The sequence below is a fragment of the Polaribacter sp. genome, from assembly GCF_965660385.1.
GTDB lineage: Bacteria > Bacteroidota > Bacteroidia > Flavobacteriales > Flavobacteriaceae > Polaribacter.
In genome coordinates this window covers 17,293-42,436 of record NZ_CBFHZT010000019.1, presented here as the reverse complement: position 1 = coordinate 42,436, position 25,144 = coordinate 17,293, and the positions used below count along the sequence as shown (strand labels likewise).

The 25,144-nt window shown below is 29.1% G+C and carries 26 protein-coding genes; 14 read left to right on the top strand and 12 right to left on the bottom strand.

The features are described 5' to 3' along the window. Positions 1-139: 139 nt before the first annotated feature. From ACTG3V_RS07815 to ACTG3V_RS07805, 3 genes are all read right to left on the bottom strand, one after another. On the bottom strand, positions 140-361 hold the full coding sequence (locus tag ACTG3V_RS07815) for a DUF2795 domain-containing protein (RefSeq protein WP_015479930.1): 222 nt from the start codon (positions 359-361) through the stop codon (positions 140-142). A 171-nt stretch (positions 362-532) separates the two neighbouring features. Further along, on the bottom strand, positions 533-1,105 hold the full coding sequence (locus ACTG3V_RS07810) for a cob(I)yrinic acid a,c-diamide adenosyltransferase (protein WP_439131597.1): 573 nt from the start codon (positions 1,103-1,105) through the stop codon (positions 533-535). Positions 1,106-1,165: 60 nt separating this feature from the next. Continuing rightward, a complete protein-coding gene (locus ACTG3V_RS07805; RefSeq protein ID WP_439131596.1) occupies positions 1,166-1,642 on the bottom strand; it encodes a hypothetical protein in 477 nt (158 codons plus the stop codon). 10 nt (positions 1,643-1,652) lie between these two features. On the opposite strand from ACTG3V_RS07805, the gene ACTG3V_RS07800 reads away from it, so the two are divergent. Both ACTG3V_RS07800 and ACTG3V_RS07795 read left to right on the top strand, forming a co-directional pair. Beyond that, entirely contained in the window at positions 1,653-2,249 is a 597-nt protein-coding gene (locus ACTG3V_RS07800) for a DinB family protein (RefSeq protein ID WP_439131595.1), read from the top strand. A 21-nt stretch (positions 2,250-2,270) separates the two neighbouring features. After that, positions 2,271-2,495, top strand: a complete 225-nt coding sequence (locus ACTG3V_RS07795; protein ID WP_439131594.1) for a hypothetical protein — start codon at positions 2,271-2,273, stop codon at positions 2,493-2,495. 60 nt (positions 2,496-2,555) lie between these two features. On the opposite strand, the gene ACTG3V_RS07790 is transcribed toward ACTG3V_RS07795, so the two are convergent. Both ACTG3V_RS07790 and uvrA read right to left on the bottom strand, forming a co-directional pair. Continuing rightward, entirely contained in the window at positions 2,556-2,900 is a 345-nt protein-coding gene (locus tag ACTG3V_RS07790) for a hypothetical protein (protein ID WP_439131593.1), read from the bottom strand. 178 nt (positions 2,901-3,078) lie between these two features. Then, entirely contained in the window at positions 3,079-5,871 is a 2,793-nt protein-coding gene (gene uvrA / locus ACTG3V_RS07785; protein WP_439131592.1) for an excinuclease ABC subunit UvrA, read from the bottom strand. 215 nt (positions 5,872-6,086) lie between these two features. On the opposite strand from uvrA, the gene ACTG3V_RS07780 reads away from it, so the two are divergent. Next, a complete protein-coding gene (locus tag ACTG3V_RS07780) occupies positions 6,087-6,674 on the top strand; it encodes an RNA polymerase sigma factor (RefSeq protein WP_439131591.1) in 588 nt (195 codons plus the stop codon). 336 nt (positions 6,675-7,010) lie between these two features. Here ACTG3V_RS07780 and ACTG3V_RS07775 read toward each other — a convergent pair whose 3' ends face one another. Next, complete coding sequence (locus ACTG3V_RS07775) at positions 7,011-7,661, bottom strand: endonuclease III domain-containing protein (RefSeq protein WP_439131590.1); 651 nt, start codon at positions 7,659-7,661, stop codon at positions 7,011-7,013. Positions 7,662-7,784: 123 nt separating this feature from the next. On the opposite strand from ACTG3V_RS07775, the gene bcp reads away from it, so the two are divergent. Then, a complete protein-coding gene (gene bcp, locus ACTG3V_RS07770; RefSeq protein WP_439131589.1) occupies positions 7,785-8,237 on the top strand; it encodes a thioredoxin-dependent thiol peroxidase in 453 nt (150 codons plus the stop codon). A 74-nt stretch (positions 8,238-8,311) separates the two neighbouring features. Here the strand turns inward: bcp and ACTG3V_RS07765 are convergent, their stop codons facing one another. From ACTG3V_RS07765 to smpB, 4 genes are all read right to left on the bottom strand, one after another. Next, positions 8,312-8,911, bottom strand: a complete 600-nt coding sequence (locus ACTG3V_RS07765) for a porin family protein (RefSeq protein WP_439131588.1) — start codon at positions 8,909-8,911, stop codon at positions 8,312-8,314. Positions 8,912-8,961: 50 nt separating this feature from the next. Next, positions 8,962-9,918, bottom strand: a complete 957-nt coding sequence (locus ACTG3V_RS07760) for a transketolase family protein (RefSeq protein WP_439131587.1) — start codon at positions 9,916-9,918, stop codon at positions 8,962-8,964. A 116-nt stretch (positions 9,919-10,034) separates the two neighbouring features. Beyond that, positions 10,035-10,613 (bottom strand): Maf family nucleotide pyrophosphatase, encoded by a 579-nt coding sequence (locus ACTG3V_RS07755; protein ID WP_439131586.1) that lies wholly within the window; start codon positions 10,611-10,613, stop codon positions 10,035-10,037. Next, on the bottom strand, positions 10,606-11,067 hold the full coding sequence (smpB, locus tag ACTG3V_RS07750; RefSeq protein WP_439131585.1) for an SsrA-binding protein SmpB: 462 nt from the start codon (positions 11,065-11,067) through the stop codon (positions 10,606-10,608). The genes ACTG3V_RS07755 and smpB overlap by 8 nt, the downstream gene beginning before the upstream one ends. Positions 11,068-11,165: 98 nt before the next feature. Between smpB and ACTG3V_RS07745 the strand changes: the two genes are divergently transcribed. From ACTG3V_RS07745 to ACTG3V_RS07725, 5 genes are all read left to right on the top strand, one after another. Then, positions 11,166-11,894, top strand: coding sequence for a DUF6503 family protein (locus tag ACTG3V_RS07745; protein ID WP_439131584.1), 729 nt, complete (start codon positions 11,166-11,168; stop codon positions 11,892-11,894). A 55-nt stretch (positions 11,895-11,949) separates the two neighbouring features. Further along, complete coding sequence (locus tag ACTG3V_RS07740) at positions 11,950-13,596, top strand: sensor histidine kinase (RefSeq protein ID WP_439131583.1); 1,647 nt, start codon at positions 11,950-11,952, stop codon at positions 13,594-13,596. 2 nt (positions 13,597-13,598) lie between these two features. Further along, positions 13,599-14,234 carry a response regulator gene (locus tag ACTG3V_RS07735; RefSeq protein WP_439131582.1) on the top strand — a complete coding sequence of 212 codons (636 nt, stop codon included), beginning with the start codon at positions 13,599-13,601 and terminating at the stop codon, positions 14,232-14,234. A 122-nt stretch (positions 14,235-14,356) separates the two neighbouring features. After that, a complete protein-coding gene (locus tag ACTG3V_RS07730) occupies positions 14,357-14,656 on the top strand; it encodes a hypothetical protein (protein ID WP_439131581.1) in 300 nt (99 codons plus the stop codon). 112 nt (positions 14,657-14,768) lie between these two features. Continuing rightward, positions 14,769-15,389, top strand: a complete 621-nt coding sequence (locus tag ACTG3V_RS07725) for an MCP four helix bundle domain-containing protein (RefSeq protein ID WP_439131580.1) — start codon at positions 14,769-14,771, stop codon at positions 15,387-15,389. Here ACTG3V_RS07725 and ACTG3V_RS07720 read toward each other — a convergent pair. After that, on the bottom strand, positions 15,386-15,892 hold the full coding sequence (locus tag ACTG3V_RS07720) for a SixA phosphatase family protein (protein ID WP_439131579.1): 507 nt from the start codon (positions 15,890-15,892) through the stop codon (positions 15,386-15,388). The two genes, ACTG3V_RS07725 and ACTG3V_RS07720, sit on opposite strands and share 4 nt — an antisense overlap. A gap of 86 nt (positions 15,893-15,978) precedes the next feature. Beyond that, a complete protein-coding gene (clpB, locus tag ACTG3V_RS07715) occupies positions 15,979-18,588 on the bottom strand; it encodes an ATP-dependent chaperone ClpB (RefSeq protein WP_439131578.1) in 2,610 nt (869 codons plus the stop codon). A gap of 158 nt (positions 18,589-18,746) precedes the next feature. On the opposite strand from clpB, the gene ytxJ reads away from it, so the two are divergent. From ytxJ to ACTG3V_RS07690, 5 genes are all read left to right on the top strand, one after another. Further along, positions 18,747-19,139 carry a bacillithiol system redox-active protein YtxJ gene (ytxJ, locus tag ACTG3V_RS07710; protein WP_439131577.1) on the top strand — a complete coding sequence of 131 codons (393 nt, stop codon included), beginning with the start codon at positions 18,747-18,749 and terminating at the stop codon, positions 19,137-19,139. Between the two features lie 59 nt (positions 19,140-19,198). After that, the gene (locus ACTG3V_RS07705) at positions 19,199-20,746 is read left to right on the top strand and encodes a DEAD/DEAH box helicase (RefSeq protein WP_439131576.1); all 1,548 of its coding nucleotides are present in this window, start codon (positions 19,199-19,201) and stop codon (positions 20,744-20,746) included. A gap of 367 nt (positions 20,747-21,113) precedes the next feature. Next, positions 21,114-22,523 carry an arginine decarboxylase gene (locus ACTG3V_RS07700; protein WP_439131575.1) on the top strand — a complete coding sequence of 470 codons (1,410 nt, stop codon included), beginning with the start codon at positions 21,114-21,116 and terminating at the stop codon, positions 22,521-22,523. A gap of 32 nt (positions 22,524-22,555) precedes the next feature. After that, positions 22,556-23,494 carry an agmatinase gene (speB, locus tag ACTG3V_RS07695; protein WP_439131574.1) on the top strand — a complete coding sequence of 313 codons (939 nt, stop codon included), beginning with the start codon at positions 22,556-22,558 and terminating at the stop codon, positions 23,492-23,494. A gap of 9 nt (positions 23,495-23,503) precedes the next feature. Beyond that, a complete protein-coding gene (locus ACTG3V_RS07690) occupies positions 23,504-25,027 on the top strand; it encodes a bifunctional GNAT family N-acetyltransferase/carbon-nitrogen hydrolase family protein (RefSeq protein WP_439131573.1) in 1,524 nt (507 codons plus the stop codon). Positions 25,028-25,144: the final 117 nt, after the last annotated feature.

The window sequence follows — 25,144 nt, the reverse complement described above, 5'->3', positions numbered from 1 at the left end:
ATGTTTTTCAGTTATCTAAGGTAACTGTGTTTGTCTCGTTAAAATTAAAAAATAGAGGTTTAAACCTTATTATTTTTTTGATTGAAAGAAAAACAAAAAAAAAGCCTCTTTAGAGACTTTTTATATTTTGTTGTTTTATTTAGTATTCATCCTCATTCCAAAGATAATCATCTTCTGTAGGATAATCTGGCCAAATTTCAATGATAGAATCGTAAGCATCACCTTCATCTTCTATATCTTGTAAGTTTTCTACAACTTCTAATGGAGCTCCAGTTCTAATAGCGTAATCTATTAACTCGTCTTTGGTTGCTGGCCAAGGTGCATCTGCTAAATAAGATGCTAATTCTAATGTCCAATACATTTCTTATCGTTTAATTTTGTGCAAAAATAATTTTTTTACTGAATTATGCAAGTCTTTTTTAAGAAATATAAAACGAAGTTATTGTTAATTTTTATGAGATGTTGTAAATCAGCGATTTGTGTAAATCATAAATGATTAAATAACTTCAAAAATCGATAAAAAAAGAACTTATTATTTTTTTTCAGGAATCCATTTGATTTCCTCTACTTGTAAATCTTTGGTCAATTTTCGTGCCAACACAAAAAGGTAGTCAGAAAGTCGGTTGAGGTATTTTAAAATGTCATCCTGAATACTTTCCTCATCATTTAAGGCTACAGATAAGCGTTCTGCGCGTCTGCAAACACATCTTGCTACGTGACAAAATGACACTGCTTGATGACCACCAGGTAAAATAAAATGTGTCATTTGAGGCAGTTCTTCATCCATTTTATCAATTTCATTTTCTAGAAACTCAATAGAATTCACATCAACTTTAGGAATATTTAAACGTTCTTTACCCGATTTTAAGGTTTCTTTTTCTGGAGGCGTAGCTAACATAGCTCCTAAAGTAAAAAGGTCGTTTTGAATTTTTAGTAATGATTTTTTTATTTTAGGGTTAATTTCTTGGTCTTTAATTAGCCCAATGTATGCGTTTAACTCATCTACAGTTCCATAACTATCTATCCGTAAATTGTATTTTTTAACTCTTGTACCTCCAAATAATCCTGTAGTACCATTATCACCTGTTTTTGTATATATTTTCATTTCAACGAATTTCAAAATTTAGAAGTCGTAAAGTTACAAAGTTTAAATTGTAAGAAAGTGTTAAACTCGTATTGTAAAATTTTCTTTTGCTTGTTCTTTTCTAAAAAACAACAATCCAAAGTAAAACAAATCGATGCTTACTGTGATGTTAGGGTTTTGGGTGACTTTTTTCCAATTTTGATACATTTTTTTGTCCTGATGAATTGCATCAACAACAATAATGTGTTTGGAGTTTAAGTTGCTAAACGCTAAAATTTTATTTAAGTTTTTTACAAATAAAAGTGCATAATTTTTAGAATTAAGTTTGCTAAAACTAACATCATCAAAATAAATGGTGTTTATTTTGAAATATTGCGTGATTTTTGAAAGAATTATTTTCTTTTTCTTGGATAAGTTTTTAAGTTGATGGTATTCGTTAAATTTTTTTATTTGTAACGAATTATTATACAATCCTTTGGTGACAAAATCAAAGACAAAAGGAGAATGAACTCCATGTTGGTTGGTAGATTTTATTAAAAATTTAAATCGGGTAAACAATTTAAAAAACATGAAGCACTATTTCTTTTTTTTGATGGATATTATAGTGATAAAAATCACTAAATTGGCTTGCGCAAACATACGTAAATCTATTGATATGGTACTTAAAAATGAATATTCACCTTACTTTGAACAATATATTTCACTTGTTTCAGATAAAGATAAATCGATAATTGATTTTCTCTACGATTCCCAACATGATTTTGAAAAAACTTTAAGAAATTTACCGAAAGAAAAGGTAGATTTTGCTTATGCAGTAGGTAAATGGACTATAAAAGAATTGATACAACATATAATAGATACAGAACGTATTTTTTGTTATCGAGCATTATCAATTGCAAGAAATGATAAAACAAATTTACCAGGTTTTGATCAAGATATTTTTGTTGAAAATTGCAATGTAAAGGGTAGAGATTATGATGATATTTTAAATGAAATGCAAACCTTACGTAAAAGTACAATTCAACTTTTTAAAAGTTTTTCTAATGAAGCTTTAGTAAGAGTAGGATTAGCTTCTGGGAATAAAATATCAGTAAGGGCCTTAGGTTATTTATTTTCTGGTCATCAAATGCATCATTTAAACATACTTAAAGAAAGATATTTGTAAGTTTGCAAAAATAATTAGAAAATGAATTTACCAAAGTTTTTATTAGCAGATAATAGTAATTATCCAGAAGATATTTTTGTTTTACATACCGAATTTCCTCGTTTTATGATTAATTTAAAAGATGATGAAGTAGAGTGGTTTGAGGATTTAACTGGAGAAAATGAAGAAGATATTGCCACAGAATTAGCAGATTTAATGGATAAAGCTGGTGAATTTTATGATGCTGAAATGAAACTATACGAATAAAAAATGCCCAACTTAGTTATAAAACTAATATTGGGCACCAACTAACCAACCAGTTGTTTTTTATCCTGCGTTGATTTTAACAGGAATTTTATAAATTTCTCCTTTTTTAACGCCTTTTACATTTATTTTTTTATAATTTAATTTTCTTTTTACTAAAGAATTGAATTCAGTTACATCGGTATCTACTGAAATAATTACAACTTCATTTTTATTATTTACCATAAATGAAATTTCACCAGTAGTAGATTGTTTTAATTCCAATTGAATTTTGGTTCCTAACATAGAAACTAATTCTGTTCGTAATTTATTGGTAATTTTTGAAGGTTTTTTTTCTGTAGCGTTTGTTGAAAAAGTGGTTGCGAATGTAATTGCAATAATAGCGATGATTGATTTTAATTTTCTCATAATAAGTGTGTTAAGTTAAATGTTATATATCTAAAAGACGCCTAAGTCTTAAAAACGTTTCACTTAAAACATCACTTTAATAAACTATTAACATAAATCAAGGATTCTTAACATATTTTAACGATTTATACCTACAACTTACGTTTTTATAAATAAAATACTTGTTTTTAGTTATAGATTAGAAGTGTAATTTTTCTGCTAAATACTTAGCTGTGTAAGAGTTTTGATTTTGAGCCAATTTTTCTGGAGTTCCTTGAAAAATTAAGTTTCCACCTTTTTTACCACCTTCTAAGCCTAAATCTATGATATGATCTGCACATTTTATCAGTTCTATATTATGTTCAATCACTATAATGGAATGTCCTTTTTCAATTAATGCATTAAAAGAAGCCAAAAGTTTTTTAATATCATGAAAATGCAAACCTGTTGTAGGTTCATCAAAAATAAACAAAGCTTTGTCTTTTGTGTTACCTTTAACTAAAAAAGAGGCTAATTTTATACGTTGTGCTTCACCACCAGACAATGTTGAAGAAGATTGGCCAAGTGTTACATAGCCCAAACCAACATCTTGAAGCGGTTTTAATTTGTTGGCAATTTTCGGAACTAGATTTTCAGAGAAAAAGGCAACAGCATCATCAATAGTAAGGTTTAAAATATCATCAATAGATTTTCCATCAAAAGTTACTTCTAAGACTTCTTTCTTAAAACGTTTTCCACTACAAGCATCACATTGTAAATGTACATCTGCCATAAATTGCATTTCAATAGTAACTTCACCTTCACCTTTGCAAACCTCACAACGACCACCTTCTACATTAAAAGAAAAATGTTTGGGTTTAAAGTTTCTAATTTTTGCTAATTTTTGATTAGAAAATAATGCACGAATATCATCATACGCTTTAATATACGTAACAGGATTAGATCTTGAAGAACGCCCAATAGGATTTTGATCGATAAATTCAATTGATTTTAAGCTGTCAAAACTTCCTTTAATGTCTGTATGTTGTCCAACTTTATCTCCATAGCCATTTAATTTTTTCTGCAATGCAGGATATAAAATCTTTTTAACTAAAGTACTTTTTCCAGAACCAGATACCCCTGTAATTACAGCTAAGCTGTTTAATGGAAATGTAACATTGATGTTTTGTAAATTATGTTCCCTTGCTCCAATAATTTGTATGCTATTTTTAGAGGATCTACGTTTTGTTGGTACTTCAATTTTTAGATCTTCAATTAAATATTTTGCTGTTAACGAAGTTGAATTTAAAATTTCTTGGTAGGTTCCTTCAGCAACTACCTTTCCGCCAAACGTACCAGCTTCTGGGCCAATATCAATAATATAATCAGCTTCTTTCATGATATCTTCATCATGTTCTACCACAACAACCGTATTTCCTAAATCACGTAAATTTTTTAAAACACCTATTAAACGTTCTGTATCTTTAGGGTGTAAACCTATACTTGGTTCATCTAAAATGTACATAGAACCTACTAGTGAACTTCCTAAAGAAGTGGCTAAATTAATACGCTGGCTTTCTCCTCCAGAAAGCGTATTAGAAGTTCTATTTAAAGTTAAGTAAGAGAGGCCAACATCGGTTAAAAACTGCAATCTATTGTTGATTTCTGTTAACAAACGTTTTGCTATTTTTTCTTCGTATTTGTTTAATTTGATGTTTGCAAAGAAAACTGCCAATTCATCTAAAGGCATAGAAACCAGTTCAGAAATAGTTTTCTCATTGATTTTAACATAATTGGTTTCTTTACGTAAACGATTACCATTACAAGTGGTACATTTTGTTTTACCTCTATAACGAGACAACATAACACGATTCTGAATTTTATAACTCTTTTCTTCTAAAGCCTCAAAAAAGTGATGAATTCCGTTAAATGATTTGTTTCCATTCCAAACTAATTCTTTTTGTTTTTCAGATAATTCAAACCAAGGCTTATGAATAGGAATATCAAACTGAAAAGCAACTGCAATTAAATCTTCTTTATAATGAATGTAAGAAGGTGTTCTGAAAGGAAAAATAGCATCATCATAAATAGATAATCCTGTATTGGGTATCACTAAATCTTCGTCAATACCAATTACATTTCCATAACCTTCACAAGTTGGGCATGCACCATAAGGATTGTTAAAACTGAATAAATGTGTATTCGGTTCTAAGAAAGACATGCCATCTAAATCGAATTGATTACTAAACTCAGTTACTTTATTATCGGTTAAATTTTGAATAAAACAAATTCCTTTTCCTTCAAAAAAAGCAGTTTGTATGGCGTCTGCCAATCTGTTGTAAAAATCTTCATCATCTTTGGTTACAATTCTATCTACTACTAAAAATAAAGGCTCATTTTTAAAATTCTCTTGAGGAAAACCTGAAATTCGATATACGTTGTCATTCCATTTTAAACGAGCGTAACCTTGTTGTTCCAAAACTTTTAAAACGGTTTTTAAGTCACGGTTTTCATCAATAGTAATAGGTGCAAGGAGCAATAATTTTGTTTTATCTTCAAATGCTTTTACAAAATTTACCACATCAGAAACCGTATCTTTTTTAACTTCATTACCAGAAATAGGAGAGAAGGTTTTACCAATTCTGGCATACAACAACTTTATATAATCATAAATTTCTGTTGATGTGCCAACCGTAGATCTTGGGTTTGTAGAATTAACCTTTTGCTCAATAGCTATAGCTGGTGCAATACCTTTAATATAATCTACTTTAGGCTTGTCTAATTTTCCTAAAAACTGACGTGCATAAGAAGATAAACTTTCTACATAACGCCTTTGGCCTTCTGCATATAAGGTGTCAAAAGCTAAAGAAGATTTTCCAGAACCAGAAAGCCCTGTAATAACCACCAGTTTATTTCTTGGTATAACAACATCAATATTTTTTAAATTATGGAGTTTAGCTCCTTTTATGATAATATTTTCTTTTGGATTTACAGTAGAAATATCAGTATGCATATTGTATAAATATAAGTGATAAAAATACCACTATTTTCATCAGTTTTAAAATAAAGAACGTTGTCAATTTTGTTAAAAAATTTGTTTAGTTAAAAATAAAAACTATATTTGAGCACTTAATAATCACAAAATTAGAACCATATAGCTTAAAACTACTTTATAATTTATTAATAAAATAATAAAAAGAAGAACTACGTGTTTTTCTAAAAGTAGTTATGGTACGAAAAAAAATAATTTCAGACAGCACCTTAGTAAGTAATTATATTCAAGGAGATGAAACAGCTTTAGGTGTTCTAATTAACAGGCATCAGCAACGTTTATTTAGCTTTATTTACAGTAAAGTAAAAGATAAAGATGTTACAGAAGATGTTTTTCAAGATACATTTATAAAAGTTATTAGAACTTTAAAAAAAGGGACTTACAATGAAGAAGGTAAATTTTTACCTTGGGTTATGCGTATTGCTCATAATTTAGTAATTGATCATTTTAGAAAGTCTAATAGAATGCCAACATTTAATAATACAGATGAATTTGACATTTTTTCTGTTTTAGGTGATGGAAACCTCAATGCAGAAAAACAAATTATTCAAGAACAAATTTTTGCAGATGTAAAAGAATTGGTAAATGAGCTACCTGATGAGCAAAAAGAAGTTTTAATAATGCGTATGTATAAAGATATGAGCTTTAAAGAAATAAGTGAAAATACTGGAGTTAGTATTAATACAGCTCTAGGTAGAATGCGTTATGCTTTAATAAATATGCGTAAATTAATAGAAAAACATAAAATTATTTTAGTTAACTAACAATAAAGTAAAAATTGCAACGTTACTTATTTATAACCAATTGATTAAATAGTATATATGATGCAACTTTACTCAAAAAAGCCATTTGAATTTCAAATGCAACCCAAACAAGAAACAGTTCAGTTTTTGATTAATTTTTCCAAATCGCTGAGAATTGTAAAAACAAAATCAAAAGATTTCATTGAATTGAATTTGAATTAAGAGTGGAAAAAGCTTCAACAAATGTTGAGGCTTTTTTTATACAGTCCATCATAAGCTTCACAAAGGGAAGAGACTCCAATCTTTCTATAAAAAATGTTTAAGTATTTTCTATTTCCAACTTTTTACTTTTTACTTCTAACTCTTGTAATACTCCTCTAAAACAGACTTTCTACCAATCGTTTTTGTGATAATGTCTTTGTCTAAATCCCAACCACGAGCAGGAGAATATTCACGACCATACCAAATAATTTGTAAATGTAAATCGTTCCAAAGTTCTTTTGGAAAGAGGCGTTTTGCATCTTTTTCAGTTTGTTGTACGTTTTTTCCATTGGTTAAATTCCAACGATACATTAATCTATGAATATGCGTATCAACAGGAAAAGCGGGTACTCCAAAAGCCTGACTCATAACAACACTCGCAGTTTTATGACCTACAGCTGGTAAGGCTTCTAAACCTTCAAAAGATCTTGGAACCTCTCCATTATATTTTTCAATTAATATTTTAGATAAGCCATAAATACCTTTACTTTTCATTGGTGATAATCCACAAGGTCTGATGATTTCTTTAATTTCTTCAACCGTCATTTTTATCATATCAAAAGGATTATCTGCCTTTGCAAACAATAAAGGTGTAATTTGATTTACACGAACATCAGTACATTGCGCAGATAATAAAACAGCGATTAATAAAGTATATGGATCTTTATGATCTAAAGGAATTGGGATTTCTGGATATAAAGTTTGTAGCGTTTCAATTACAAATTGTACTTTTTCTTGTTTGGTCATTCTTTGTTATTAAAGATGTAAAGTTAAAAAGTTTATAAAGTTTAACTGTTTATTATATAAAAAGTTTTTCATTCAGTTTTTACTTTTTAACTTTCCACTTTAAAAATTTTTAAACGAATCAATATGACATCATTAAAAATAGGAGATAACGCTCCACAATTTGAAGCAAAAGACCAAGCAGGCAATACTATTAAACTATCTGATTATACAGGTAAAAAATTAGTATTGTTCTTTTATCCAAAAGCAAGTACACCAGGTTGTACAGCAGAAGCTTGTGATTTACGAGACAATTATCAAACTTTTTTAGCAAAAGGATATGATGTTTTGGGGGTTAGTGCAGATTCTGCAAAAAGACAACAAAATTTTATTAATAAAAACGAATTGCCTTTTCCTTTGTTAGCAGATGAAGATAAAACTGTTATTGAAGCCTTTAATGTTTGGGGACCAAAGAAATTTATGGGACGTGAATATCATGGCATTCACAGAACTACTTTTGTTATTGACGAAAATGGTGTTATTGAAGATATCATTACTAAAGTTAATACAAAAGCACACGCTGCGCAGATTTTAGATTAAGTCTATATAATTAGAATAAATAAAAAAGAGGAAAAATTTAAATTTTTCCTCTTTTTTATTTCACTTTTATAATGTTAAAATTCTAAAGATAACCCTATAATTATTTGATTTACTCTAGTGTCATATTCAACATTTCCTAAAGGGCCTACAAAAGATGATTCTAAATCAGAAAAACCTCTTTCCCAACGTACATCAATTCCTAATTTACCAAATTCAACTCCACCACCAAAAACAAGACCCATTGTAAAACCATCTGCCTCTACATTAGAAATATCGTCAATTCCGAAATCAGAATCTAAAACATATTGAAAAGATGGGCCAATAAATGCATTACCAATTCCAAAAATCTTTTTTCCTAAAAGAACAGGAATATCAATTTTTTGAAAAGTATGTGTAGTTACTTTAGCTGCTTGGTTGTATTCAATCTCATTTTCTAAATTTGTGTAAATTAATTCAGGTCTTACATACAATCCTAAAACAGGTACTTTTAAACGTGTCCAAACCCCAATGTGATAACCAGTTTTACTATTAGCACCACCAAATACATCTTGAGAAGTTTCTTTAATTGAATTTGAATTGTAGTTAATTCCCCCTTTAATACCAAAATTGAATTGTGCATTAGCAATTTGACTAAATCCAAATGCCAAACACAATACTAAAATTACTTTTTTCATGATTTTTAAATTTATTGTTGTACAAGAAACGCTTTTTTTATTTTAAAACGTTATTTTTTTCTAGAAATTACTTTTATAACTGCTTTAATAATTGCTGCAGCATCTAAACCATATTTAGCCATTAAATCTGCTGGTGTGCCAGATTCACCAAAAGTATCATTTGTAGCTACAAATTCTTGAGGAGTAGGAGTGTTTAAAGCCAGCGTTCTTGCTACACTTTCTCCTAAGCCTCCTAATTTGTTATGCTCTTCAGCAGTTACAATACAACCAGTTTTTGCTACAGATTGTAAAATAATATCTTCATCTAAAGGTTTAATAGTATGAATGTTAATGACTTCTGCATAAATTCCTTCAGTTTCTAATTGTTCAGCTGCTTGTAAAGCTTCCCAAACTAAATGGCCAGTTGCTACTATTGTAACATCAGATCCTTCATTTAATAAAATTCCTTTACCAATTTCAAAATTTGAATCTTCAGGCATAAAAACAGGCACTTTTGGACGCCCAAAACGTAAATATACTGGGCCTTCAAAATCGGCAATAGCAATAGTTGCAGCCTTAGTTTGGTTATAATCACAAGGATTAATAACAGTCATACCTGGTAGCATTTTCATTAAGCCAATGTCTTCTAAAATTTGGTGTGTAGCACCATCTTCACCTAAAGTTACCCCTGCATGAGAAGCACATACTTTTACGTTTTTATTAGAATATGCTATAGATTGGCGAATTTGATCATACACTCTACCAGTAGAAAAGTTTGCAAATGTACCTGTAAATGGAATTTTACCACCAATTGTTAAACCAGCTGCAATACCCATCATGTTTGCTTCTGCAATACCTACTTGAAAAAAACGATCTGGATTTTCTTTAATAAATTGATTCATTTTTAAAGAACCAATTAAATCCGCACACAGAGCAACCACGTTTTCGTTTGTTCTTCCTAACTCTGTTAAACCATCTCCAAAACCAGAACGCGTGTCTTTTTTTTCTGAGTATGTGTATTTTTTCATTATCTAATGTCTTGTGAAATTTGCAGTAAAAATACTCTTTTATTTTGCTTTTAAGAAAAGAAAATATGGTTATGCATAAAGATTTTAAATATAGAATTAACTAAAAAAAATAAAAACTACAATGCCATCAAGGCCTCGTATAATTTATGAACGGGCAAACCTACTACGTTAAAATAACTTCCTTCAATAGTATCAATTCCAATGAAACCAATCCATTCTTGAATTCCATAGGCACCAGCTTTGTCAAAAGGTTGGTAATTTTTAATGTAATAACTGATTTCATCATCACTCAAATTTTTAAAAGAAACAGTAGTTATATCATTTATTATTTTTTGAAAACTATTGTTTTTAATACTAATTGAGGTGATTACTTGATGTTTTTTATCAGATAAAGAACGTAACATTGTAAATGCTTCTTTTTCATTTTTTGGTTTTCCTAAAGCAATACCATCTAACCAAACAATGGTATCTGAGGTAATTAAAATATCATTATCGGCTAAATTTGTAAATGCCTTCGATTTTAAATCAGCCAAATAATCTGTAATTTCTACCCCTTTTAATTCTTTTGGATAAACCTCTCTAATCGATTTTATTTGAACAGTAAAATCAAGTTGTAAATCTTTAAAAAATTGCTGTCTTCTGGGAGATCCAGAGGCTAAAATAATATTGTAATCTTGTAGTTTTTGTTTAAGCATTAAAGCTTTTCTTTATACGTGCTAAGTCTCTTTTACTATCTCTGTCTTTAATCACATTTCGTTTATCATGTGTTTGTTTACCTTTAGCTAAAGCAATTTCTAACTTAGCAAACCCTCTATCATTAATAAACAATTTTAAAGGAACAATGGTGTTTCCTTTAGCCTCTACGTCCTTTTTTAAGCTTCTTAATTCGCGCTTATTTAGTAATAATCTTCGTTCGCTTTTTGGATTGTGATTAAAGTGATGACCAAACATGTATTCTTGAATATACATGTTTATAATAAATAATTCGCCACGATCGTTAAATTCACAAAAGCTTTCTGTTATTCTAGCTTGGCTATTTCTAATGGACTTTATTTCGGTTCCTGTTAATTGAATTCCGGCTACATATTTGTCTAGAATTTCATATTCAAACCGCGCTTTTTTATTCTGTATGTTTATTTTTTTCTGCACTAAACAGATAGTTTTTAAATTTATACAAAGATACATATTTACTTTGGCGAAAGAAATGTAATTTTGAACTCTATTAGCCACAAGTTAAACAAAAACAAATGCGATATTTTTATTTTTTCTCTTTAATTGTAATAATTTCATGTAAACCTGCAGCTAAAAAGTTAACAGCTCAACAAATTATAGATCAAAGTATTATTGCTTCTGGTGCACATAAAGTAGGTAATTCTGAAATTACTTTTTCGTTTCGAGACAAACAGTATACTGCAATTCGTAAGAATGGAAAATTTGAACTCATAAGAAGTTTTGACTCAATTAAAGATGTTTTAAAAAATGATGGATTTCAAAGGTTTATCAATAATAAACCAATTGAATTAAGCAATTCTAAGGCTTCTGCTTATTTAAACGCAGTAAACTCTGTACATTATTTTTCGGTTTTACCTTTTGGCTTAAATGATAAAGCTGTGCGTAAAAAACTATTGCCATCATCAACAATAAAAGGTAGAGAATATTACAAAATAGAAATTACATTTTCTGAAGATGGTGGAGGAGAAGATTTTGAAGACGTTTTTATATATTGGATTGCTAAAAGTGATTTTTTAGTTGATTATTTGGCCTATTCCTATCATACTAATGGAGGAGGGAAGCGTTTTAGAGTTTTAAAAGAGCAATGTAATATCAACGAAATTCGATTTGTAGATTACCATAATTACAAACCTAAAAACAAAGAAATTCAATTGATTGATTTAGATAATGCTTTTGAGAATAATCAATTAGAAAAGGTTTCTGAGATTGTTTTAAAGGATATTAAAGTATTGCGTTTAGATTAATCCATTTATCTTACTGCATTAAAAAATAATTTATAGACTTAAAATACTTTTATAGATGAATATTAGAACTTGGATAATGATCATTATTAATCTATTAGTTGTATTTGTTGTACTATTTATATCCGCTATTTTTTATAAAGAGTTTTCAAAAGTATTAGATGACCGTGTTTTACAGCAATTAAACTCTATAAAAACATTAAAATATAATCAATTTGAAGAATTATTAAATTCTGAGTGGGAGAATTTTAAAGTTGATTCCATATATAATGCTTTAGAATTTGATATTCCAAAAGAAAAATATACATCAACAGGAATTTATGATTTAACACACTTGCATCCTAAAAAAGAAACCTCTGTTACTTTTATCAAAATACAAAATGGCCAGAGAAAAGCAAGGGTTTTGGCATATCAAAAAATTAAAGATATTTTATTAGAAAGAACAGGAATGGGGGTAAGTGGCGAATCTTATCTTGTTGGTAATGATTATAGATTACGCTCACAATCACGTTTTTTTCCAAATAAAACACCCAACACTATTATTTGTAAAACTAAAGGAGCAGATGACGCCATTAAAGGAATTAAAAAAACAGGTATTTTTCCAGATTATAGAGGTGTTCATGTGTATAGTGCTTATCAGCCTATAAAAATTTCTAACTTAAATTGGGGTATACTTTCTGAAATGGACGTTCAAGAAGTTGCAATACCGTTAACCAAAATGCGTCAAAAACTTATTTTAATTATTATTGGTATTCTTATCCTTGCCATAATTCTTTCGCTATTTTTAACAAGAATTATAACAAATCCAATCATTAAAATGAAAGAAAATTTAATGGTTATGGCAAAAGGAAATTATATTGATAGTAATAGTGCCAGTAAAATTTCAGAAAAACCAAAAGAAATACAAGAAATGTTTGAGGCATTATCAAGTCTAAAAATAGCACTTTCTGGAGCTGTCGATTTTTCTGTGGAAATTGGAAATATGAATTTGCAATCTACTTATAATCCTAAAAGTGCAGACGATTTACTTGGCCATACACTACTAAAAATGCGTCAAAAACTAATTGCCTTTAGAAATAAAGAACAAAAAATAAACCTTTTAAATAAAAGAGTTTTGGTAGAAAGGCTAGAAGATGAACGCAAAAAATTAGCCAGAGAATTGCACGATGGTATTGGCCCTTTTTTAACATCTTTAAAATTTTATGTGCAAAATTATGTAAAGGATACCATGCATAAAAACGAAATAAAAAAAATGATTGATGACACTATTATTGAGGTAAGGTCTATGACAAACGCTTTAATGCCCTCTACTTTAGAAGATTTTGGTTTAGGAGCTACTTTAAAAAATTATATTGAAGCGATTAGGTTATCTGCACAAATTACTATTAATTTCGAAGATTTATCCAAACAAAATAATTCCAATATCTCTAATAAACAAGCTGTAAATTTGTTTAGGGTTGTACAAGAATTAATTAATAATACCATAAAACATTCAAAAGCTACCCAAGTTATTATTACACTTTCTGAGTTCGATGATTTTGTATCTTTATATTATTTTGATAATGGCTGTGGTTTTGATATAAAAACTATAAAATTAGGTTCTGGAATTACAAATATTAAAGAAAGAGTAGAAATTTTTAACGGCAAAATTGATATCGATAGCACTAATGGCAGTACCATTTTTGTAATTGAATTACCACTATAATTATGAATGAAATTATTAGAGTAATCATCGCTGATGATCATGATCTTTTTAGAGTTGGCCTATCTGAACTGCTTAAAAAAAATAAAGATATTTTTATAGTTGATACAGTGTCTGATGGTGAAAAACTTTTAAAACTAATTAAAAAAAATAATGATATTGATATTGTTTTATTAGACATTACCATGCCAAATGTAGATGGTTTTGAAGTATTGAAAGCAATAAAAAAAAGCAAAACCAAAATAAAGCCAATTATTATTTCTATGCATAATGAAGGAAATTATATTGCAAAATGTGCAAAAGAAGGTGCCTATGGCTATTTATTAAAAAATGCAGATGAAAAAGAATTGCTAAATAGTATCAGAACCGTGGCAAAGGGTAAAAAGTATTTTAGTGCAGAAATATCAGAAAAAATGATCAATTTTATGTCTGAAAACCCCATAAGTGCAACTATTTTAACAAATAAAGAAGCTCAAGTACTTAAATTGATTGCCAAAGGTTTAACCACTAAAGAAATTGCATCTCAATTATTTGTAAGCACTAGAACCATAGAAACTCATAGAGCTAATATCCTTAAAAAAATTGAAGTGAAAAATACTGCTGAATTAATTAAAAAGGCTGCAGATTACAAACTCTTATAACAATATCCGTATAAATACGGATATAGAATTACCAATTTTCTCATACCGTAAAAACATAGCTTTCATAACTAAATTTGAAGTAGTTAAACAATAGTGTTTGGCATAACTTTAAAAACAACAACATGAAAAATTTAGTTATATTATTCGGATTTATTTTTATTTCAACATCTATTTTTGGACAAGATCGAAAAGATTTAAAAGGTCCTGCTTACAAAAATTATAAAGCTTGGAAACATACCTCTAAACCTACACCAATTTATGTGGGTAGTAATAAAAAAGGCTTAAAAGGGCCTGCATTTAAAAACTATAAACCCTGGAAAAATAATCGTAAAAAAACTAAAGTTGTTGCTGTAACTAGTGATAGAGTAAAGCTTACTGGCCCTGCCTATAAAAATTATAAACCTTGGAGAGACGACCAATAAAAAGTTGTTGTTTAACCTCTTGTTAAAAAAAAGAGGTTATGCTATGAAACCTCAAGATACTTATGTTATCTTGGGGTTTTTATGAATAAATACTTTAATTTAAATAGTTTTAATGATGACAATTTTTGATAAAATAAAATGGATTTTAGGAGTTTTAATGATTTTTGTGCTTATAATCACAACAAATTTAATTGATAAAGACAATTTTACACGGGTAAAAGATACCGTTATTAATATTTATGAAGATAGACTTATTGCTAAAGATTTAATTTTTAAAATTTCAAATAAAATTAATGTTAAAGAAGTTGCAATCATTAGTAAAAATGTAGATTATTTTAAAAAACAAAAAAATAATGCAAATAAGGAGTTAGATAATTTACTTTTAAATTTTGAGCAAACTAATTTAACAATAGAAGAAGCAGGTGTTTTCAATAACTTGAAAAGCCAAATAAATACACTTAAAAAAATAGAGGAAACTAATTTAAACAACAACATCAATTCAAATAAAGCGTATCTGAACTTAATCAAGCAAATAGAAGATAGCCTTATCAACTTATCTGAAATACAAGTTAGAGAAGGTGGTCGATTAATGTCCGTTAGTAAAAAAGCACTTTCTACAATCGAGTTGTTTACACAAATTGAAATTTATTTTTTAGTATTTTTAGCTATAATTGTACAATTAATTATAATTTATAATCCTAATAAAAAACTTACTAGTAAAAAAAATAATTAGTGTAATTGTTCTATTTTTTCAATTTTACTTTCTTTTTCATCACCAGAAATGGTTACAATATATAAGCTAGAATTGTCATCGTCATCCATGTTTTCATAAATATCATTGCCTAAAATTTTATTGGCAAAAATGGGGGTGGTATTGCTATGACCTACAACCAAAACCGATTTTCCTTTGGTTTCTGCTCTAAAAATCGAATCGTACATATTTCTAGGATCATAATATTGAATCCTTAATTTTTTGGTCATGGCTGTTGGTGTTGCAGTTTCCATTGTTCTAAAATATTTGGTAGAATATACAGCATCAATTTTAACATCTTCAAAATAATTTGCCCAACGTTGCGCCCTTTTTTCGCCTTCAAAATTTAAATTCGGATTTCCATTGGATTGATCTGTTCTATCTTTTTCTGCATGACGAATTAAATAATAGGTTGTAGTTTCTTTAGATGTGCAAGAAAGTAAAATGCTAAAAGTAACTACAAAAAGAAAGAAATATTTTTTCATTAAATGGATTTTAAAGACGAATATAAACAAAAAAGAAAAAGTGGTGTTTTTTAAGACACCACTTTTTTGAATTTTAAATTTTAGTTTTATGAATTGATTACCAAATCAGATTGATTTCTAAACACCAGTTTATCATCAAAAGCATCTAATAAAATAATACTATCTGTAGTAATTTTACCTGCTAAAATTTCTTTTGATAGCTGGTTTAAGACTTCTTTTTGAATAACTCTTTTTACAGGTCTTGCACCAAACTCAGGCTGATATCCTTTTTTAGCTAAATAAATAATTGCTTCATCAGTAGCATCTAAAGTAATGTCTTGCTTTGCAATCATTTTTTGCAATTGCACCAACTGCAACCGTACAATTTCAGAAATATCGCTTTTATTTAAAGGTGTAAACATAATAACATCATCAATTCTGTTTAAAAATTCAGGTCTAACCGATTTTTTTAACAATCCTAGAACTTCAATTTTTGCCAATTCTGTAACAGCTTCAATATCTGCTTTTTGATCTGAGAATTTTTCTTGAATAATATGGCTTCCCATATTTGATGTCATAATAATAATTGCATTTTTAAAATCTGCAACACGTCCTTTGTTATCTGTCAGTCTTCCTTCATCTAAAACTTGCAACAAAATATTAAATGTATCTGGATGCGCTTTTTCAATTTCATCTAACAAAACCACAGAGTAGGGTCTTCTTCTAACAGCTTCTGTTAATTGGCCACCTTCATCATAACCTACATATCCAGGAGGCGCTCCAACCAATCTGCTTACAGCATGGCGTTCTTGGTATTCGCTCATATCAATTCTTGTCATCGCATTTTCATCATCGAACAAATATTCTGCTAAGGCTTTAGCCAATTCTGTTTTACCCACACCAGTTGTTCCTAAAAACAAGAAACTACCTATTGGTTTAGAAGGATTTTGCAAACCAGCTTTAGAACGTCTTACAGCATCAGAAATCGCCACAATAGCCTCTTCTTGCCCAACAACTCTTTTATGCAATTGATGCTCTAGCTTTAAGAGTTTATCACGTTCAGATTGTATCATTTTTGTAACAGGAATTCCTGTCCATTTTGCAATAACTTCGGCAATGTCTTCATAAGTTACTTCTTCTTTTATTAAAGAATTTCCACTTTTATTTTCTGATAATATTTGTTGATATTCTTCTAGCTTTTCTTGTGCTTCTTTAATTTTACCATATCTAATTTCTGCTACTTTACCATAATCTCCTTCTCGTTCTGCTTTTTCAGCTTCAATTTTAAAATTTTCAATATCAGATTTTGCATTCTGAATATTATCTACGACTTCTTTTTCAGATTTCCATTTTGCATTCAGTGTATTTCTTTGTTCTTTTAAATTTGCCAATTCAGCACGTAGAGATTTTAATTTTGTTTCATCTTTTTCGCGTTTAATGGCTTCTATCTCAATTTCTAATTGCATTATTTTACGATCTAAAACATCCAATTCTTCAGGTTTTGAATTGATTTCCATACGCAATTTAGATGCAGCTTCATCCATTAAATCTATAGCTTTATCTGGTAAAAAACGGTTGGTAATATAGCGTTGAGACAATTCTACAGCCCCAATAATTGCTTCATCTTTAATACGAACTTTATGATGAGTTTCGTATTTTTCTTTAATACCTCTTAGAATGGAAATAGCACTTTCTGTATCTGGTTCGTCTACCAAAACTTTCTGAAAACGACGTTCTAACGCTTTATCTTTTTCAAAATATTTTTGATATTCATCTAAAGTAGTGGCACCAATTGCACGCAATTCTCCACGAGCTAAAGCAGGTTTTAAAATATTTGCTGCATCCATGGCACCTTGTCCACCACCAGCACCAACTAAGGTATGTATTTCATCAATAAATAAAACAATATCTCCATCAGAGGTGGTAACTTCTTTAATCACTGATTTTAAACGTTCTTCAAATTCTCCTTTATATTTTGCACCAGCAATTAAAGCTCCCATATCTAAAGAAAAAATCAATTTATCTTTTAGGTTTTCGGGCACATCACCATCTACAATTCTGTGTGCTAAACCCTCTGCAATAGCGGTTTTACCAGTTCCAGGTTCACCTACTAATATTGGGTTGTTTTTGGTTCTACGTGATAAGATTTGAAGTAATCTTCTAATTTCTTCATCTCTACCAATTACAGGGTCTAATTTTCCATTTTGTGCAAACTCATTAAGGTTTTTGGCATATTTGTTTAAAGAGTTATATGTTTCTTCTTGGCTTTGTGAAGTAACACGTTCGCCTTTTCGTAACTCTTCAATAGCAGCTTTTAAACCTTTTTCTGTAACTCCTTGGTCTTTCAAAATCTGAGAGATATTAGACTTTGATTTAAAAATGGCTAAAATTAAATGTTCGATAGAAACATAATCATCTTTCATGCTTTTAGCAATGATTGAAGCTTCATTTAGCGTTTTTCCTGCTTCTCTAGAAAGCATAAGGTCAGCACCAGAAACCTTTGCAAAACTATCTATTTGTTTGTCTACAATTTGATTAACAATATTTATATTAATGCTTAATTTCTTCAATAAAAATGGTAATACATTTTCATCAACTTGTGTTAAAGCTTTAAAAATATGTTCGTTTTCTATTTGATTATGACCATAACTTTGGGCAATTTGCTGCGCCATTTGTATGGTTTCTTGCGATTTTGTTGTATAGTTGTTAAAATTCATTTTTATTGTATTTTTCTTTTTACAATTTCTAATATTCAATTTTAATACCAACTTTAATTTAATCAGATTACCCGTCATTTTGTCGTTTAAATCCCTTAAATTACTGACGTTTTGACTGGTAAAGTTTCTTATCTTTGTAACTCAATAAAAATTAAAATATGGGAATATTTAGTAAAATGTTTGGAGAAAAAGAGGAATCAAATGGCAACAAATCTTCTTTTAATTGGATTGATTTAGCGAATTTATGTCAGATTGATGAAATAAAAGAAGCTTCGAAAACTAACACTGTTTTAATTTACAAGCACTCTACACGTTGTGGAATCAGTAAAATGGTGATTAAGCAGTTTGAAAGGTTGTTTACAGACGAGCATAAAAGTTTTAAGGTGTATTATTTAGATTTATTGAATCATAGAGATATTTCTAATAAACTTGCTGAAGTATTTGAAGTTGTGCACCAATCTCCTCAAGTATTGGTAATTAAAAACGAAACATGTGTGTTTCATGATTCTCATGATGCAATCGCAGAAATAAATTTATCAAGATTTCTATAGGATAAACTTGCATTAAACCTTAATTAAATCTTATTTTTGTTACTTAAATTTTTTAACTTTTGGCAAACACAAATACTTCAGATAAAATTGTAGGTAAAGAATTATACGGTTATCAAAAAGATGCACTTCAAGAAATTTTTAAACGTTTCGAAAATGCACCTAAAGATTATCACTTGTTATATCAACTTCCAACAGGTGGGGGTAAAACAGTAATTTTTTCTGAAATTGTAAGGCGTTATTTAGAAATATTTAAAAAGAAAGTTTTAGTATTAACGCATAGAATAGAGTTAAGTAAGCAAACATCAAAAATGCTTAAAGAGTTTGGTGTTAGAAATAAAATAATTAATTCTACAGCTAAATTAGATGACCAACATGACTTTGATTGTTTTGTTGCAATGGTGGAAACCTTAAAAAATAGGTTAAATGATGACAAATTAGATATTTCTGATATTGGTTTAGTGATTGTTGATGAGGCACACTACAATTCATTTACAAAAATCTTTAAGTTTTTTAGTGATGCATTTGTGTTAGGGGTAACAGCTACACCATTAAGTTCTAACATTAAATTACCAATGTATGAGAACTACCAAGAGTTATTTGTGGGTGAATCTATACAAGATTTAATTGACAACGGTTATTTAGCTAGAGCCAATATGTATTCGTATAATGTAGGTTTAACTTCTTTAGAAGTTGGTGCTAATGGAGATTATACTGTAAAATCATCCGAAGATTTATACACCAATACAGATATGCTTTCAAAATTGGTGTCTGCTTACGAAGAAACTGCAAAAGGTAAAAAAACATTAATTTTTAACAACGGAATTAATACCTCAATACAGGTTTTTCATGCGTTTAAAAAAGCAGGCTATCCTATTGCACATTTAGACAATACAAATACCAAAAAAGAGCGTGAATTAATTTTACGTTGGTTTCATAAAACACCTAATGCAATCATTACTTCTGTAAGTATTTTAACTACAGGTTTTGATGAACCAAGTATTGAAGCCATTATATTAAATAGGGCAACAAAATCCTTAACATTATACTATCAAATGATTGGTCGTGGTTCACGTATTTTTAAAGATAAAACTACGTTTGATGTTGTTGATTTAGGAAACAACTTTTACAGATTTGGCCCATGGGGAGCAGATTTAGACTGGCAAAAAATGTTTAGAGCTCCAGATTATTATTTAAATGCAATCTTATCTGACGAAGAAATTGAAAGTACATTTAGATATGAGTTACCAGCAGATGTAAAGAAAGAATTTGCAAAATCTACAGATACTTATTTCGATATGAAAAAGGTATATATTGATACCATTAGAGCTGGTGAATCTTCCAAACGTGTTTTAGAAAAATCTATACAACATCATGCAAAAATGTGTATTGAGAACAGTGAAGATGTTTTTGATGCTTTAATTTTAGCAAAAATGCTAGGAGAGGAGATAGATGACAGAATTAACAGGTACGCAAAATGTATCTCTAAAAGTACACACAACTTTGTTACTTGGTTAAAAGACGATTACAGAAAAAAATTAAATGCATATTTGCGTACAAATTTTGATCGCGACTTCGAGGAAATTCATGGGTATCCTCCAGAAGACTAGTCTTAATAATAGTATAATTAAAGTGAAAAATTTTTTTTCACTTTTTTTTCACTTTTGTTTTTTGTATTGAAAAATAAATTACTTTTGAAATACTTATTATAAGTTAAATGTTTTGTTTTTCTTATTTCGGGAGTAATTTTTTACAGGAGATAAATAATTACAATGCATTTTGGAAATGCGACGAAAAAATTAAGGATTCTCCTTTTTCCTATTTGAAAGAATTGCAGCTAATTGCTAGGCTGCATGTGATTTACTTACAAATTATACAGTGATAACTTTGTTTTAGAGCAAGTATTTCTTATATTATAATCTATTATCAGATTTTAAATAAGAGATAAATTTATTGTATAATTAATTTAACTAAAAAGTGAACACAAAATATATAGATTTAATTGAACAAACGTTCGATTTTCCACAAGAAGAATTTGAAATTGAAAAAAGTAAATTGTTTTGGCATGGCATAAATTTAATGGAATTGGCTGCTGAATATGGTGCTCCATTAAAATTTACATATTTACCAAAAATTTCAGAAAACATCAACAAAGCAAAAAGATGGTTTCAAACCAGTATTAAAAATCATAACTATAAAGGGAAATATTTTTACAGTTATTGTACAAAAAGTTCTCATTTTAAACACATTTTGCATGAAGCTTTAAAAAATGATATTCATATTGAAACATCATCTGCTTTTGATATTGATATTGTAAATAGTTTAAAAAAAGAAGGAAAAATTAAGGACAACACATTTGTAATTTGTAACGGATTTAAACGCGATCAATACATAAAAAATATTGGAGATCTAATCAATTCAGGTCATCAAAACGTAATTCCTATTATAGATAATTACGAGGAGTTAAACCTTTTATTAGATGAAACTGGTAAAAAACTCAATGTTGGTATTAGAATTGCATCCGAAGAAGAACCAAAATTTGAATTTTATACTTCTAGACTTGGTATTGGTTACAAAAACATTGTTTCTTTTTATGAACGTGAAATTGCAAATAATGACCAAGTAGATTTAAAAATGCTGCATTTTTTTATCAATACTGGTATTAAAGATAATGCGTATTATTGGAACGAGTTAATGAAATGTTTAAACGTTTACATTAACCTAAAAAAAGTTTGTCCTACTTTAGATAGCTTAAATATTGGAGGTGGATTTCCTATTAAAAACTCATTAGGATTTGATTATGATTATGCTTATATGATAGATGAAATCATCAACCAAATAAAGCAAGCATGCGATGAAGCTGAAGTAGATGTACCAAATTTATTTACAGAATTTGGTAGTTTTACTGTAGGTGAATCTGGTGCAGCTATTTATGAAGTTTTATATCAAAAAAAGCAAAATGATAGAGAACGTTGGAATATGATTAACTCATCGTTTATAACAACATTACCAGATTCTTGGGCTATAAATAAGCGTTTTATAATGCTACCAATTAACAAATGGAATCATAAATATGAACGTGTATTGTTAGGTGGTTTAACTTGTGATAGTGATGATTATTATAATTCAGAACAACATGTAAATGGCATTTATTTGCCCATTTACGAAAAAGAAAAACCATTATATATTGGTTTTTTTAACACAGGTGCTTATCAAGAATCCATTGGTGGTTTTGGTGGTTTGCAACACTGTTTAATTCCTCATCCTAAACACCTAATTATTGATAAAGATGAAAACGGAAACCTAACCACTAAAATTTTTAAAGAACAACAAAAAAGTAGTGAATTGTTATCCATTTTAGGTTATGGAGCAACAACTAAAAATTAAAAAAAATAAGGAGATACCTTCTAACAAACAATATGGAAACTAAAAAAACATACGCAGGAATTCCACAGGAGTTTGGAAACCTACCAACATCAAAAATTGTAATTATCCCTGTACCATATGATGGAACTAGTACATGGCAAAAAGGAGCAGATAAAGGTCCAAAAGCGTTCTTAGACGCTTCAGAAAACATGGAATTGTATGATATAGAAACAGACTCTGAAGTTTACAAACAAGGTATTTTTTTATCTGATGCTGTAACTGAAAACTCTTCTCCAGAGGCTATGGTTAATGCAGTACATGCAATTACTAAAAAATACATTAATAGAAATAAATTTGTTACTGTTTTTGGAGGCGAACATTCAATTTCTATTGGTACTATTAGAGCATTTAACGAGTGTTTTCCGAATTTAACAGTATTGCATATCGATGCTCATGCAGATTTAAGAAAAGAGTATCAAGGTACTAAATACAACCATGCGTGCGCTGTTTATGAAGCTAATTCAACAACAAATTTAGTGCAAGTGGGTATTAGAAGTATGGACATTTCTGAAAAAAGAGAAATGAATTTAGAAAAAGTATTCTTTGCTCACGAAATGGCAGTAAATGAAGATTGGATAGATGATGTAATCGATCAACTAAGTACCAATGTATTTATTACGTTTGATTTAGATGCTTTAGATGCTTCTATTATGCCTTCTACAGGAACTCCAGAACCAGGTGGACTTTTTTATTATGAAACTTTAGAGTTTTTAAAAGCTGTTTTTGAACAAAAGAATGTTGTTGGTTTTGATATGGTAGAACTTTGTCCTAATGAAAATGAAAAGTCGTCAGATTTTTTAGCGGCAAAATTATTCTACAAAATGCTAAGCTATAAGTTTTTAGAAAGTGATGAAGATGACTATTCTTTAGATGAAAAAAATAATCCGTTTACAAAATTGTCTAAATTTAAAAATGATGATGACGATTTTTAAAATTTTAACATGATTAAAACAATCGAAAATATTGAGTTGCAGTATTTAACTATTGATGATTATCAAGCGTTAAAACAAGCAATGATTGAGATTTATGCTAATATGGAAAACACCTATTGGGAAGAATCTCAAATACTTTCTTTAATAAAAAAATTTCCAGAAGGTCAAGTTGTCATCAAAATTAATGGAGAATTAGCAGGTTGTGCATTATCTATTATGGTTGATTATGATAAATTTGATGATACACATACGTACGAAGATATTACAGGCAATTTTACCTTTAGCACCCATAATAAAGAAGGTGATGTTTTATACGGAATAGATGTTTTTATAAAATCTGAATACCGAGGATTACGTCTTGGAAGAAGATTGTATGATTATCGAAAAGAACTATGTGAAACGTTAAATTTAAAGGGAATTGTTTTTGGTGGTAGAATGCCAAATTATCATAAGTATTCAGAAACAATATCGCCTAAAGAATACTTAGAAAAAGTTAAACGTAAAGAAATCAATGATCCCGTTTTAAATTTTCAAATTTCTAATGATTTTCATCCTTCTAAAATTTTAAAAGGATATTTAGAAGGCGATGCAAATTCGGGCGAGTTTGCAGTATTGTTAGAATGGGATAATATTTATTATCAGAAAAAATCTAAAAAAGCATCAACTAAAAAAACAGTTGTACGTTTAGGATTGATTCAATGGCAAATGCGATTGTATAAAGATTTAGAAGAATTAATGCAACAAGCAGAATATTTTGTTGATGCAGTTTCTGCATATCGTTCAGATTTTGCCTTGTTTCCTGAGTTTTTTAATGCGCCATTAATGGCAGATCATAATCATTTACCAGAATCTCAAGCAATTCGTGAATTGGCAAAATTTACACCTGTTATTGTTCAGAAGTTTTCAGAATTGGCTATTACCTATAACATTAATATCATCTCTGGTAGTATGCCAGAACTAAAGGATGGTTTGTTGTATAATGTTGGGTATTTGTGTAGAAGAGATGGCACTACAGAACGTTATGAAAAATTACACGTTACTCCAGATGAAGCAAAAGTTTGGGGCATGCAAGGAGGTAATCAAATTAAAACTTTCGATACAGATTGTGGCAAAATAGGTGTTTTGGTTTGTTATGATTCAGAGTTTCCTGAGTTAAGCAGAATTTTAGCTGAAGAAGGTATGGATATTTTATTTGTACCCTTTTTAACAGATACACAAAATGGCTATTCTAGAGTGCGTCATTGTGCACAAGCCAGAGCTATAGAAAACGAGTGTTATGTGGCTATAGCTGGTAGTGTTGGTAATTTGCCAAAGGTAAATAATATGGATATTCAGTATGCACAGTCTATGGTGTTTACACCTTGTGATTTTTCTTTTCCTGCAAACGGAATTAAAGCTGAAGCTACCACAAATACAGAAATGATTTTAATTGCAGATGTAGATTTAGACTTACTAAAAGATTTGAATCAATTTGGTAGTGTACGAAATTTAAAAGATAGAAGAACAGATATTTTTGAAGTGAAAAAACTGTAAAGAAATAATTAAAATTTAAAATAACATCTCGATAAAAAATTTCTGAAAAAGAGATTTTACTTGATGTGAAAGTTAATAAAATAATATTAAAAAACGACTGATGTCAGTTCGAGTGAT

Bases quoted from the DNA above. Each gene is read 5' to 3' on its own strand.
- speB (WP_439131574.1), top strand. From the start codon at position 22,556: ATGGAAACTAAAAAAACATACGCAGGAATTCCACAGGAGTTTGGAAAC.
- ACTG3V_RS07755 (WP_439131586.1), bottom strand. From the start codon at position 10,613: ATGCTTAAACAAAAACTACAAGATTACAATATTATTTTAGCCTCTGGA.
- uvrA (WP_439131592.1), bottom strand. From the start codon at position 5,871: ATGCATACTGATATTTCTACTGTAAATCCAAAAGAAAATATTATCATA.
- ytxJ (WP_439131577.1), top strand. From the start codon at position 18,747: ATGGGAATATTTAGTAAAATGTTTGGAGAAAAAGAGGAATCAAATGGC.
- ACTG3V_RS07730 (WP_439131581.1), top strand. From the start codon at position 14,357: ATGAAAAATTTAGTTATATTATTCGGATTTATTTTTATTTCAACATCT.
- ACTG3V_RS07760 (WP_439131587.1), bottom strand. From the start codon at position 9,918: ATGAAAAAATACACATACTCAGAAAAAAAAGACACGCGTTCTGGTTTT.
- ACTG3V_RS07735 (WP_439131582.1), top strand. From the start codon at position 13,599: ATGAATGAAATTATTAGAGTAATCATCGCTGATGATCATGATCTTTTT.
- ACTG3V_RS07740 (WP_439131583.1), top strand. From the start codon at position 11,950: ATGAATATTAGAACTTGGATAATGATCATTATTAATCTATTAGTTGTA.
- ACTG3V_RS07690 (WP_439131573.1), top strand. From the start codon at position 23,504: ATGATTAAAACAATCGAAAATATTGAGTTGCAGTATTTAACTATTGAT.
- bcp (WP_439131589.1), top strand. From the start codon at position 7,785: ATGACATCATTAAAAATAGGAGATAACGCTCCACAATTTGAAGCAAAA.
- ACTG3V_RS07775 (WP_439131590.1), bottom strand. From the start codon at position 7,661: ATGACCAAACAAGAAAAAGTACAATTTGTAATTGAAACGCTACAAACT.
- ACTG3V_RS07765 (WP_439131588.1), bottom strand. From the start codon at position 8,911: ATGAAAAAAGTAATTTTAGTATTGTGTTTGGCATTTGGATTTAGTCAA.
- ACTG3V_RS07815 (WP_015479930.1), bottom strand. From the start codon at position 361: ATGTATTGGACATTAGAATTAGCATCTTATTTAGCAGATGCACCTTGG.
- ACTG3V_RS07790 (WP_439131593.1), bottom strand. From the start codon at position 2,900: ATGAGAAAATTAAAATCAATCATCGCTATTATTGCAATTACATTCGCA.
- ACTG3V_RS07745 (WP_439131584.1), top strand. From the start codon at position 11,166: ATGCGATATTTTTATTTTTTCTCTTTAATTGTAATAATTTCATGTAAA.
- ACTG3V_RS07800 (WP_439131595.1), top strand. From the start codon at position 1,653: ATGAAGCACTATTTCTTTTTTTTGATGGATATTATAGTGATAAAAATC.
- ACTG3V_RS07810 (WP_439131597.1), bottom strand. From the start codon at position 1,105: ATGAAAATATATACAAAAACAGGTGATAATGGTACTACAGGATTATTT.
- ACTG3V_RS07720 (WP_439131579.1), bottom strand. From the start codon at position 15,892: ATGAAAAAATATTTCTTTCTTTTTGTAGTTACTTTTAGCATTTTACTT.
- ACTG3V_RS07725 (WP_439131580.1), top strand. From the start codon at position 14,769: ATGATGACAATTTTTGATAAAATAAAATGGATTTTAGGAGTTTTAATG.
- ACTG3V_RS07795 (WP_439131594.1), top strand. From the start codon at position 2,271: ATGAATTTACCAAAGTTTTTATTAGCAGATAATAGTAATTATCCAGAA.
- clpB (WP_439131578.1), bottom strand. From the start codon at position 18,588: ATGAATTTTAACAACTATACAACAAAATCGCAAGAAACCATACAAATG.
- ACTG3V_RS07780 (WP_439131591.1), top strand. From the start codon at position 6,087: ATGGTACGAAAAAAAATAATTTCAGACAGCACCTTAGTAAGTAATTAT.